Genomic DNA, 12,512 nt, shown 5'->3' with positions numbered 1-12,512 from the left:
AGGTTATAATGGTATTTGATCAGATTCGAAAAATGTCCAATGTCTTTTTGAAAAAACTAGATGCAATCGAGGTGGATTCCAATAAATGCTTAAAGGTACGTGCTGTGACAAGTAACTGCACAGCTTGCGTGGATGCTTGTCCAGCAAATAGCATTGAATGGCAAGTAGATTCTATTCATCTAAAGCCATCTTGTTTAAACTGTGGATTTTGTACATCAGTCTGTCCAACAAATGCATTAAAGTGGAACCATCCTCCCCTTATTCAATTAATGAATCAAGTATTGCGTTTAGCAAAAAAAGAAGAGCATGTGTATATCGCATGCCCTTCTTCTTTAGAAGAAAATCCTCAATCCAATGTGATTGAGGTCCCTTGTCTTGGGATGGTTCCTTCTGAATTTTGGATCAATGTTGGAGTGAATGCTCCCAATGTAAGAGTTATTCATCATTCAAACCTCTGTCAAGATTGCAAGATGGCAGGTGGTGAAAATAGGTTTATGAAACAAAAAAAAGAAGCAGAGAGTGCTCTTAAGCAAACATTACAGGTTTGTACTACTTTTATAGAAGAAAATTCTCAATATGCCATGGATCATTCTCGGAGACGATTTCTAACTTCTTTACTGGAAGAGGCGAGGGAGACCAATACGATTACAGTCAAAGAAGTGCTTAAAGTCAATAAAACATTATCTCCCTTTGAAAAGTTTGACCGATATTATCAGAAACAAAATGAAATGGAAGATATGGTTGAGGAAGTGAATGAAATAAAAAATGCTGTTGTGGAACAAGTATTAAAGGATGCGGTTACTCAAACAGATAAGAAAGCTTTATTATTTCATGCATTTAAAATGAATTCCGATTTACAAGAACAAATGACGTTTTCTATCCCAGAGATTAAAGAAAGCTGTACTCGCTGTGGTGCTTGCGCCTTCTTATGTCCAACAGACGCCATTACGTTGGATAATGAAGACATTATTTTATCAACAAATAAATGTGTTTCCTGTCATTTATGTGCAGAAATTTGCTACGAAAAACATATTCATATGACCCTGATAAAAGGGACGATATTCAATGAAAAATTTGTTTACCTATTGCAAAAAAAAGAGTAGATAAATAGATACAATGCATAAGAGAGCAGTTCAATCGCTGATTGTACTGCCTTTTAGTGTAGAAATTTCAAACATTCAGTTGCTGAGAGATTTTCAAGGACAAAATTAAGTTGACTAAATCTGTATAGTCATTTAATTGAATACACAATATCGATTCTATTTTCTTAAGTCGTTGACGTAAAGTGTTTTGATGAATAAATAAAATATCTGCAGTTTTTACAATATCTCCGTTTTGGTTACAGTACGTAACTAAAGTTTGAATGAGATCTGTTTCATATTCGTTATCATGCTCTTCTAAAGCACTTAAATATTGATGAGCAAAATCACTTAATAAATCATTATGAATATAGGATAACAATCGAACGTACCCAATATCGTCATAATGTATGATACCATCGCTGCCTAAACCGTAAACTTCCATTTGTAGAGCGATCTTTGCTTCCTGAAAACTTTTAAAAATATCCAAACTAGAATTGTAGGACCTTCCTACTCCAACAATCATTTGAAGAGTGGGGTGAATGTCAGAAACCTGACGTTTAGTTTGCCGAATCCATTGATTCAAGTTTGTTTTTGTTATTTTTTCATCGCCTAGTTTAGGGAAAATAATGGTAACAATCCGGTGGTTAAGATACGTTGTATACATATTCGCTTCCAGACTATCTGTTTCGAGCATAATATTTTGGATATTGTAAATTATTTCCTTTGAGAAAGTATGCTTTCCTTCTAGGTTCATTGCGATGACACATGCATTGGGCGTAATTTCTATCTCCCTTAGCTTCCCTAATTCTATTAAATCACTTTCTGTCTCGATATTGTTATTAAGAATATCGAATAAGAATTGGTCCTTGTATTTAGAATGGATTAAACGAGTGATTTCACCTTGTTTGACCCATGTTAGCATTGTAGGAGTTATACTCTTCAGTAATGTAAGCTGATACTCATCAGGTTGATTTAATTTTTCAAATAAAAAATAGCCAATCGTTTGTTCATAGGGGGAAACAATGGGATAGGAATAGAATTCTATTTCTCTATTTTTTACCAATGCCACTTGAGTATTTAAAGTAGAACTATCTTCAAAGGCTATATTTTTGAAATCTTCTGTTGAAAAGCTAGATGGAATTAGCTCTACATACTCCTTTTTATTCGTGAAAAAGTAAAGCTCTTGTCCAAAGTATGTTTTGAATTTCTGAATGACGTGCTGTATATCCTGTTGGTGAAATAAATAAAGCCAACTTGCAGTTAGATCATTTGAAATCGGTATTTGGTTCATCAGCCTACTCTCTTCCTTCGGACCATACTCGTATTTTTTCGGAGCGGTCATATTTATAGCGAGTCGAGGGGTTCGTAATCATTTTCATCGTATATTCCTTAAGGGAAGACTTATATTCGGGAGAATAATCTTCCATTATATTTCTAATTGAAATTGCCTCTGCAATGCAGGATTCAACACATACCGGACTTTCTCCTCTTTGCAAACGACTGTAACACATATCGCATTTATCGGCTTTATGGTTAGTAGTATCTATCGTAATTGCTTGAAATGGACAAGCAGACGCACAACTTCCACAGCCATCACAATTTTGCTTGTCTAAGATTACAACCCCATTACTTAATTTACGAATACAGTTGCGGTTACATACGGGCATACAGGCAGGAGTTTCACAATGATTACACGAAGTAGAAAAATGGATATCCTCCTTTGAATGAGCTTGAGCTAATGTGACAACTTTTCTCCGTTTAAAATCTTTCGTTTCGTTTTCATTAGCACAAGCGTACGTGCAGGACCGGCAAAATATACATTTATTCACATCTATGAAAAATGCTAATTGTTTCATTGTAATTCACCTCTTATATCATCATAAAACAGGACAAGAGAAAAATTAAGTGAACATGTGATGAACATGTGAGAAAATTCACATAAAAATAGTAAAATAAAATTGGAGGGATTGCGATTGGATAAAAAATATAATGTCACTCGTCACGTTTGTCCAAGAAACTGTTATAGTAGCTGCGCTATGTTAGGATATACCATTAATGGAAAACTTACAAAAATAACTGGAGATAAAAAGCATGGATATACAAAAGGTAAGCTGTGTCCAAAAGGTTACAACTACTTATCCCATGTTTATCATCCTGAACGACTAAAATATCCTATGATGCAAAGCAAAAGAGGAAGTGGTGAATGGATTAGAATTACGTGGGAAAAGGCGATCGATATCATCTCTGAAAAAATAATTGAGCTTTATGATCGGTATGATTCGAATCTGTCCGTTGCTTTGAATAAATATTCCGGAAATTTTGGTATTCTCCATAATGGAGTGGAGGGGTTCTTTAATAGTTTAGGTCAAACAACACGTGCAGTTGGCTCTCCTTGCTGGTCATCAGGATTAGATGCAGCGATATATGATTTTGGAAATAATAAAACCTCTGACCCAGAACAGATGGTTTATGCAGATACTATTATTCTATGGGGGAGTAACCCTGTTTGGACATCCATTCATTCTGTGCCATATATATATGAGGCAAAAAAGAGAGGAGCTACGATTGTTACGATCGACCCTGTTTATACAGCTACTGCCAAAAAATCTGATGTGTACGTGCAAATCAACCCAGGTACAGACGGAGCTGTGGCATTAGCGATTGCAAAATATTTATATGAAAAAAAGGAATTGGATGAGCTGTTTATAAAGGATTATACGTTGGGATTTGATGTATTTCTTAACTATATACAATCACTAAAAATGGAAGAACTATTGAAAGAATGTGGGCTTAAGCTTGAAACGATAGCTGCGATTGCAGATACATTAGCTGAAGGGAAAAATGCAATTGTTTGGGTTGGTTTTGGTCTTCAGAGGAATATAAACGGAGGGCAAAATATTCGGGCCATTCATGCCTTAATGGCCATGACAGGAAATATCGGAAAACAAGGTTCCGGTGTTTTATATGCTCAAATGGGGAGCCTCGAGTTTTCAAATCAGATAACCAGTTATTTTAATCATGGATTTACTAAAGGCAACTGCTTCCGTTCAATTGATATGAATGATTTTGCTAGTGAGCTTCAGGAAACAGAAAATCCTCCCATCAAAATGCTATGGATCTCATGTCGTAATTTACTTACACAGAATCCTGACCAAAAGCTGTTGCAAAAAATGTTGTCCTATTTAGAGCTAATCGTAACTGTCGATCAGTTTCTAACTCCAACAGCTCAACTATCAGATATTGTTTTACCGACAACGACTAATTTTGAAGAATGGGATATTGTTCCAAGTTATTGGCATTATTGGATTGGAATCAATGAGCCAGCCATTAAGCCTTATTATGAGAGTAAAAGCGATTTAGAAATTGTATGCCTGCTAGCGAAAAGGTTAAACGAGTTAAGGCCAGGTTTTTCAACATTTCCTTATGATAAATCGGTGGAGGTTTTTATCGAAGAAGAATTTACGAATGAAATATATGAAAAATTAGGGATCTGTCATTGGCAGGAATTATTAGATGGTCCGAGACTGTTAGAGGTTCCAAAAATTGCATGGGAAAATAAACAATTTGAGACACCATCTGAAAAATTCGAATTTTGTTCAGAGCGAGCCCTGAATAATGGAAAATCACCCATTGCTGAGTATTTTGTTTCAAATCCTACAGATAAAAAGAATATGTTCTTATTACTCACCAATCATGGTCAGTTTGATTTAAATTCTCAATTCAAAAATTTGGACTTAATTCAAAGTGGAAAGAAAGAACCAATCGTTTATATTCATCCAACAAGTGCATCGAAAAAAGGGATAAGAAATGATTCGCGCGTTTCCGTCTATAATGATCAGGGTGAGATTAAGTTGAAGTGCCGTCTATCTCATGAAGTCCACCCTTCCATTTTATTGGTTCAAGCGAACCATAGTTTAGTAAATAGGCTCATCTCGTTCACCCCAACAGATATGGGAGAAGTTGCAACAGGAAACCAAGGAATGGCCTTTAATAGTGTGTATGTAAATATAAAAGAAATATAGCGAAGGTGCTTATACTCCCACTGACTAAACGTGTTATGTATCGGGGGACAGGCACCGTTTTTAAAGTGATAACGGAATAAATATTTAGTGAAAGTGGTGGGGAAATAAGGAACAGAAACAAGTTAAAGATGAAATAAAGAGGATTTTATCTGAACATCGTCTTGGCTCGTTGAGCACTATGAAAGGGGATCAACCATATTCTCGATTAATGATTTTCCGAAATGAAGAGTTTTTGTTATATACAATTTCGAATAAGCAGACTGAAAAGGTACAAGACATTCTAAAAAACAGCAAGGTTCATATTCTTTTAGGAAGTGAAGGTGCTGGCTTTGGGAAGCCGTATTTGGAAATTACGGCAGTCGCATCTCTTCATGATGAATAAGAATTAAGAGATCATTTTTGGTATGATAATTTCTTGAAATATTTAACAGGACCGGCGGATCCGAATTATATTGTGATTCGATGTGAGCCGAAAACAATTCGTCTGATAAACCATCCTGATTTAGCCAGACCGTATACTCTAACTTTAGGATAGATGTTATAGTTATGCTTCCTATTTTGAAGCCTTTTTTTACAAAACATAAAAATGATAGGTGATGATTCTTATATCTTATTAAACCCACAAAGAAAGTATGAATTATCAAGGCTTGGATAATAGGAATTTACTTATTGTCTGGTATTCTTAAAGGAGTCAATGATGAAAGAAAAAGGCTGTATTAAGCGTGGGAGTATAGAGGCTAAGACTTAGGAGATTGCAACAACTGGAACTGGGCTATATAAGATATTTGATATCCAACATAAACGTTTTAAAGTGGTCTATTGCACAAACTGTGGGTTTTCTGAATTTTACAATATGAATGCTTCTGGTGTTTCTAATGTCATTGATCTTTTCTTTGGATGATATTCAAAGGAGAGAGGAGAGGTGGTCACTTTAATCAGTGAGGAGCTCTCCATTTTTTTTGAGTATTAGAGGTCTACATCCCAAATGAAAATAACATCTTTCCTTCGATTCTATTCTCTGGAATTGTTCCAATGTTGGAACTTCTGCTGTCTAGACTTTCTCCAGGCTCTCGATTATCACCCATAACAAAATAGGCGCCATCAGCAACCCGTTGTTTTTCCATATCATTTGCTATACCAACTGTGAATTCTTCATCTATTGGATTTCCATTCACCAAGACTACACCGTCTTTAATTTCAATCGTTTCATTGGGTAAAGCAATCACTCTCTTAATGACATCAAAGCCATTTTCGTCTTGAAAAATAACGATGTCGTTTCTTTCAATTGTATAAAATAACTGGTTTGATAACGTAATATTATTATCATTAAGAGTGGGAGCCATCGATTGTCCACTAATGACTGTAATCCCAATGGCAGAATGAGAGATGAAAAAGATGATCGCTAGAATGAATAGAAATCCTAGCCAATTTGACAAGCTTCCTTTTTTCTTATCTGTTTTCCCCATTTCTAATTGATTTGCATCAACTGGATTTAAATCGACTTCCAACCTCATTCACCTTCCACCTTCCGTCATTTTATTTTGTTTCTTTTGAAATACCCATATCCTCATCGGGCAATTCTGAATCCTCGTCTGAGACTACCGCATGTTGGGGAGTAATAGCATCTATCTTACTTTTTGCTTCTTGAATAATGTCAGCCAACTCACTAGCTACCTTATTTTTTTCATCTGACTGGTCAATATCAATAGAGTTGATAAGTTGGTCTGCATGCTTTTGAATTTCTGAAATACTGTTTGCTTTCATCTTATCAGTGTAATTCTCCAATTGGCGCTCCGCATTTTCTATTCCTAACCGCAACTCTTCTTTTAAACGTTCTGTTTGAATTTCTTGTTCTATCGCAACGGCTTCTTCAATCTCTGCAATTGAGTTCGAACGTTCAGTCTGAAACCAACTCGATAATAGAGAATGAATATCTTGTCCGGCAAAAGCAACATTGACACTACTTCCTACTATTAATATTAAAAAAAGAGCTCCAACTAGGAATTTTTTACTTTTTGGATTAAACATTGGGCATCCTCCTTTGCTAAAAGGTTAGGACCTAAGTTTTTAGGCCCTAACTTGGATTTATTAATTATTGATTCCAGAAACCAATGTGTCTAAGCTAGCTTTTGCATCTTCTTCAAGTTCTTCCGCCTTTGCAACAATCAGTGCTTGTTGCTCTGCTACAAGTGTGTCTAAAATATCCTCAACTTGCTCCCTTAAATCCCCGATATGCCAATCTACTTGATTTTTAAGGTTGCGAGTTGTATATTCTTCCGCAGTATCTAATGAAGCAGAAAGTTCTTCTTTAGCGAGCCTAATCGCTTCTTCTAATTCTGAAACAGCTCTTTCTTTAGCATCTGTTAATCCAGTTGTGACAGAATTAATTGCTTCAGTTCCAGCATTTCCCGTCTGTGCTATTAAGTCACGATTTGCATAGTTGAATGCTTCATTACTAGCTTGTTGAATTTTATAAAAACCTTCTAAAAATACGTCTTCATAAAATTGTTGTCCCATTTGCCCCAAGATTTCTTCCTTTGTACCTTCTAATGATTCAATGTGACTATTCTTCGCAAGTTCAATTGCACTCGAACTACTTTCTAATTCTGAATCACCTGTTTGAGAAATTTCCGTTAATCCAGCTGCTTTCTTAGTGTTGTATTCCTCTAGCAAACTAGGAATTTTTCCTTGGGTGTAAGCTCCAACGTCTCTTTGAACGGATTCCACAGTTTTATTGAACTGTGCATCATACCAACTTTTCAATGCTTCGCCTGCATCTGTGTTTGCGAAAGCCATCCCTACGCCTGATACCAATCCAACCGTTACGACTCCAGCTACTAATTTTCCTTTTAAGTTCATGATTAAAAACTTCCTTTCATCATATGATTTTTATATTTGTTATTCATTAGAAGCTAATTTGATAGAATTTCTTCAAGAAATCCCTCAATATCTTGAGAAATTTCAACATCAATCTCCTTGCTTTTTTCTTGGGAAAATTCTTGGAAGTCCTGTTTTAATAATTGATCCTTTGTTTTCAGTAATTGAGTATGATGACTTTCTTTATAATCCTCAATGTCCTTCTGTGCATTAGTAGATGAAATGAATAGAAAATGAGTAAGTGCTGCTTCTGTTTCCTTGAATAATGTTCCGATTTGTTCAATTGCAGACTCCTTATAGCTGTCAATTTTATCCGATACAATGTTTGCCACTTTCTCCTGCCTCGTATGGAAGAGCTTTTGATATACGTTATGGAGTCTTTCTCCTGAATCTGTATGGGCATAGATGGGCGAACAGCTTAACAACAGGAAGCAAGTTATAAAAAAAGCGAGAAATTTCTTCAAGTTCACCTTTCCTTCCATGTTCATTAAGTTTTATTTATGTATTCTTTCTGTGTTGTTGTAGATGAATCTAGCTCCAGTGAAGATGTCCCCCCTTTTTAGTTATCAAATTGTTCGTAAATTAGGTGTTTATTCTTTATAACGAACATTTTAATCGTAGTTTAGAACACATTTCTTCTTTTGGAAAACGCCAAAATGAACGAATTGTTCAATATAATGAAAAAAATGCTCTGATTTTCACCGAATATCTCCATATATCTTAAAATTTCAAAATAATGAATATTATTATCTTTATAATGAACAAAACAGAATGACAATTTTTTAATAACATTAAAAGTCAATACTCAATATTACCTACAATAATGTTAACAATTAATAAATAATGTTTTCTTTTTATAAAAAATGTTGACATTTTTTATAGTGTTATATACAATTCTTGTGAAAGCACTTCCAAAATTATAAATTTAATTAAAATAGGTGGTGATAATGACATGTCGAATAATATCGATACTATAAAAAGTAAAACAGTGTCAAATATATTAGATAGTATAAGAAAAAAAATAATTCTCCAGGAATACAAACCTGAATCGATGCTTACTGAGACAGAACTTGCAAAGGAATTTAATTCATCAAGGGGAACAATTCGCGAGGCACTTAAAGAATTATCAAGTGAAGGTTTACTAGTTACTCTATCTAATGGTAGAAGAAGAGTTGTTGGAATCTCAGTTAAGTTTATAGATGATCTTTATAGTATGAGAAAGTTATTAGAGTGTAGGGCCGTAGAGGAAATTTTAAAAAAAGAAAATGTGGGCTTTAGTGCTTTAGCAGCAGCAGTTGATGATTTTCAAAAAGTTAATAATGATTCTGAAGAAGGATTTTCCCACGAAAGGGCATTAGTCAATTCAAATTTTCACAGAACCTTAATTGAAATGGCTGATAATATACCGTTAATGAAATGTTGGGTAACGATTGAACCTTTAATTGATGCATTGGCAAATATAAATTCTGTTCATCTAGAAACAAAAAATCATCAAGTAGACTATATTGATACCCATAAAGAAATTTTTAGATTACTAATTTCAAAAGATTCTTCTATTGTTGATTATATTAGTTATCATGTTGAGGCAGCAAAAAATGATACTTTAATTGGGTTGGGGAAAAATGGTGTATTTAAATGAGCATAAATAAGGGGGGATTAAGATGAAAAAGGCATTCTTGTGGTTAGATAAACATCTAGAAGAGGTCTTTATGGTAGTTTTTTTAGCTTTAATTGTCATTCTTATGACTGTACAAGTTTTTATGAGATATGTTTTAGGGAATTCGCTGTCATGGTCAGATGAATTAATTCGCTATGCATTTATTTGGTTTGTATTTTTAGGAATAGGCTATGGAATTCGTACACAGTCACATCTGAAAATCGATATATTAGAAATTGCGGTACCCAGTTTTAAGAAAATGCTCATTGCTATCCAAGATATTTTCATATTTTTGTTTTGCGTTTATATGATCCTACCGAGCGTAAACGGTATAAATCTATTAATCTCAACTGGTCAAACTAGTCCTGCGTTAGGAATTGATATGTATATTGTCTATCTATCTCTCTTAATTGGTTTTGTATTAGCAATGTTTAGGCTTATTCAAAAATATATTTTAATCATTATAAAAAGGAAGGTTGTATAGAGATGGAGATTGCCCTATTATTTATTGTTTTTTTTGGAATGCTTGCTGTAGGTATCCCGATAGCGTTTTCCATAGGGATTGCAAGTATATCTGCCTCTATGATCATTCCTAATCTTCCTGCATCAGCAGACTATATTTTTAGGACTATGGTTTCATCTATAGACTCAACTTCATTATTGGCAGTTCCGTTGTTTATCCTTTCAGGAATTATAATGGCAAAAGGTGGAATTTCAGAAAAGTTGTTTAATTTTTTTGCTTTCTTTTTAGGAAAAAGGACAGCGGGATTACCAATAACGGTAATCATAACTTGTTTGTTTTTTGGAGCGATTTCGGGATCAGGACCTGCAACGGTTGCAGCTGTTGGTGCAATGTCAATTCCTCTATTAGTTCGTTTAGGTTATGACAAAGTATTTGTAACAGCAATGGTAGCTACTTCAGGAGGTTTGGGTGTAATTATTCCACCTAGTATCCCATTTATCATATATGGTATTTCAACGGGAACTTCAGTAGGTGATTTGTTTATAGCAGGTATTTTACCAGGACTACTAATTGGGCTCTGTTTAATCGTATATGTATATTTTTATTTTAAAAAACATGGTGAAGATAAAGAAAAGTTAATCAAAAACTGGGAAGAGCTTAGCCAATTTGGATTGTGGAAACTCTTTAAGGATAGCTTTTGGGCACTAATGGCACCTGTTATCATCTTAGGTGGAATCTACGGTGGAATCGTAACACCAACTGAAGCCGCTAATATCTCAGTAATTTATGCTTTGATTGTAAGTCTATTTATATACAAAAGTATCAAAGTATCTGACATTTTTAACTTCTTAAAGGAAACGCTTACAATTGCTGCTCCAGTAATGCTTGTTGTTTCAACAGCGTCTGTTTTTGGAAAGGTATTAACAATGATGCAAGCACCACAGATGATAGCAAGTTCCATGGCTAACAATTTTTCATCAGCAGTCGTAATAACTTTAGTAATAATGCTCTTCCTTATTATAGTGGGAATGGTGATGGATACCACACCTGCAATATTAATATTGGCACCCATTTTTTTACCAATAGCAAGTGCAATTGGAATAAATCCAATACATTTTGGTTTAATAATGGTTGTAACCTTAGCAATAGGTTTTGTTACCCCTCCAGTTGGGCTGAACCTATTTGTTGCGAGTTCATTGAGTAAATTATCTGTACTAAGAATAGGTAAAGCAAGTGTTCCATTTATTATTGTATTTATCTTTGCATTATTATTAATCACTTTTATCCCAGAGATCAGTTTAATATTAGTAGGAAAATAGGTAATGAGGTGATAAATCTTTAAATAAAATGGGGGAGTATTTATGGGAAAATTTGTTATGTTAGATAGTCATACATTTTCAAAGGGGAATCTCGATATAACAAAAAAACTACTTATAGAGCAAGGTATAGACGCCATTTTTGCTAATTGTAAAAGAAAAGAGGATATTATTGAACAGGCAAAAAATGCTGATGCAATTGGAATAAACTATTTACACATTGATGAGGAGATTATGTCTCAACTGGAAAAGTGTAAAGGGATTGTTCGTTACGGGATCGGAACAGACACAATTGATATAATGGCAGCTACTAAGAAAGGGATTGCTGTTTGTAACCTACCTGATTACTGTGTCGAAGAGGTTGCTACACATACCATGGCATTACTTTTAGATCTTTGCAGAAAAATAACCTATTTTAATAGAAAAGTAGGAACTGGTATATGGAATAGTGAATACGGTTACGAAATTCATAGAATTAGTAGTTTAACAATTGGGATCATTGGATTTGGAAATATTGGACGGTTGTTCGCTAGCTATGTAAGAGCAATGAATATGAATGTAATAGTGTACGATCCTTACAAAGAAGACAGTGTTTTTGAAGAGTATGGTGTTAAAAAGGTGACTTTAGAAGAACTGTATCAACATTCCGATGTTATCAGTATCCATATTCCACTTAAGGATGAAACATACCATTTAATTTGTAAAGAATCTCTAAATAAAATGAAAGATGGAGTAATGATAATCAATACAGCAAGAGGACCAATCATTAACATGCATGACTTGATTGCTGCATTGAAAAGTAAAAAAGTGATGGGTGTTGGTTTGGATGTACTAGAAGAAGAACCAATCGAACAGAATAATGAATTATTAAAATTTGATAGTGTAGTAATCACACCACATAGTGCCTATAACTCGATTGAGTCATCAGCTATACAACATAGAAAAGTTGCGGAAACAGTCATAGAGTTATTAAAGGGAAAAATTCCTAGCAACACGGTTAATAAAACTAATCTTGATTCTAAAAGTATTATAAAGAAATAGAAGAACTGCGGTATTAATTATTTTAAAATAATCAATAAAGAAAAGGGAGAGGAC

At 34.3% G+C, this 12,512-nt stretch carries 14 protein-coding genes; 8 read left to right on the top strand and 6 right to left on the bottom strand.

Features of this window, described 5'->3' with window-relative positions; translation table 11 throughout:
• Window positions 1-8: 8 nt before the first annotated feature.
• Window positions 9-1,103 (top strand): 4Fe-4S binding protein, encoded by a 1,095-nt coding sequence (locus AA0X71_RS18695; protein ID WP_413356809.1) that lies wholly within the window; start codon window positions 9-11, stop codon window positions 1,101-1,103.
• Between the two features lie 67 nt (window positions 1,104-1,170).
• Here the strand turns inward: AA0X71_RS18695 and AA0X71_RS18690 are convergent, their stop codons facing one another.
• Window positions 1,171-2,373, bottom strand: a complete 1,203-nt coding sequence (locus tag AA0X71_RS18690) for a PucR family transcriptional regulator (protein ID WP_413356808.1) — start codon at window positions 2,371-2,373, stop codon at window positions 1,171-1,173.
• A gap of 4 nt (window positions 2,374-2,377) precedes the next feature.
• Complete coding sequence (locus AA0X71_RS18685; protein WP_413356807.1) at window positions 2,378-2,938, bottom strand: 4Fe-4S dicluster domain-containing protein; 561 nt, start codon at window positions 2,936-2,938, stop codon at window positions 2,378-2,380.
• 117 nt (window positions 2,939-3,055) lie between these two features.
• Between AA0X71_RS18685 and AA0X71_RS18680 the strand changes: the two genes are divergently transcribed.
• From AA0X71_RS18680 to AA0X71_RS18670, 3 genes are all read left to right on the top strand, one after another.
• The gene (locus tag AA0X71_RS18680; protein WP_413356806.1) at window positions 3,056-5,104 is read left to right on the top strand and encodes a molybdopterin-dependent oxidoreductase; all 2,049 of its coding nucleotides are present in this window, start codon (window positions 3,056-3,058) and stop codon (window positions 5,102-5,104) included.
• A 133-nt stretch (window positions 5,105-5,237) separates the two neighbouring features.
• Complete coding sequence (locus tag AA0X71_RS18675; RefSeq protein ID WP_413362677.1) at window positions 5,238-5,486, top strand: pyridoxamine 5'-phosphate oxidase family protein; 249 nt, start codon at window positions 5,238-5,240, stop codon at window positions 5,484-5,486.
• Window positions 5,487-5,855: 369 nt separating this feature from the next.
• A complete protein-coding gene (locus AA0X71_RS18670; RefSeq protein ID WP_413362675.1) occupies window positions 5,856-6,005 on the top strand; it encodes a zinc ribbon domain-containing protein in 150 nt (49 codons plus the stop codon).
• A 73-nt stretch (window positions 6,006-6,078) separates the two neighbouring features.
• Here AA0X71_RS18670 and lepB read toward each other — a convergent pair whose 3' ends face one another.
• Genes lepB through AA0X71_RS18650 form a run of 4 tightly spaced genes read right to left on the bottom strand, consistent with a single transcriptional unit; the run spans window position 6,079 to window position 8,313 of the window.
• Window positions 6,079-6,618, bottom strand: coding sequence for a signal peptidase I (lepB, locus tag AA0X71_RS18665; protein ID WP_413356805.1), 540 nt, complete (start codon window positions 6,616-6,618; stop codon window positions 6,079-6,081).
• Between the two features lie 22 nt (window positions 6,619-6,640).
• Entirely contained in the window at window positions 6,641-7,132 is a 492-nt protein-coding gene (locus tag AA0X71_RS18660) for a hypothetical protein (protein ID WP_413356804.1), read from the bottom strand.
• 60 nt (window positions 7,133-7,192) lie between these two features.
• Complete coding sequence (locus tag AA0X71_RS18655) at window positions 7,193-7,963, bottom strand: hypothetical protein (RefSeq protein WP_413356803.1); 771 nt, start codon at window positions 7,961-7,963, stop codon at window positions 7,193-7,195.
• A gap of 53 nt (window positions 7,964-8,016) precedes the next feature.
• On the bottom strand, window positions 8,017-8,313 hold the full coding sequence (locus tag AA0X71_RS18650) for a hypothetical protein (protein ID WP_413356802.1): 297 nt from the start codon (window positions 8,311-8,313) through the stop codon (window positions 8,017-8,019).
• A 620-nt stretch (window positions 8,314-8,933) separates the two neighbouring features.
• Between AA0X71_RS18650 and AA0X71_RS18645 the strand changes: the two genes are divergently transcribed.
• The 4 genes from AA0X71_RS18645 to AA0X71_RS18630 are packed head-to-tail and all read left to right on the top strand — an operon-like array spanning window position 8,934 to window position 12,458.
• Window positions 8,934-9,620: a GntR family transcriptional regulator gene (locus AA0X71_RS18645; protein ID WP_413356801.1), complete on the top strand. Its 687-nt coding sequence runs from the start codon at window positions 8,934-8,936 to the stop codon at window positions 9,618-9,620.
• 22 nt (window positions 9,621-9,642) lie between these two features.
• Window positions 9,643-10,122 (top strand): TRAP transporter small permease, encoded by a 480-nt coding sequence (locus tag AA0X71_RS18640; protein WP_413356800.1) that lies wholly within the window; start codon window positions 9,643-9,645, stop codon window positions 10,120-10,122.
• A 2-nt stretch (window positions 10,123-10,124) separates the two neighbouring features.
• Window positions 10,125-11,420, top strand: a complete 1,296-nt coding sequence (locus AA0X71_RS18635) for a TRAP transporter large permease (RefSeq protein WP_413356799.1) — start codon at window positions 10,125-10,127, stop codon at window positions 11,418-11,420.
• 57 nt (window positions 11,421-11,477) lie between these two features.
• Entirely contained in the window at window positions 11,478-12,458 is a 981-nt protein-coding gene (locus AA0X71_RS18630; RefSeq protein WP_413356798.1) for a C-terminal binding protein, read from the top strand.
• Window positions 12,459-12,512 lie beyond the last annotated feature (54 nt).

It is taken from the genome of Robertmurraya phoenicis (assembly GCF_047302285.1).
Lineage (GTDB): Bacteria > Bacillota > Bacilli > Bacillales > Cytobacillaceae > Robertmurraya.
Note: the sequence above shows the minus strand (reverse complement) of the source record. Positions and strands in the feature narration are given on the sequence as shown.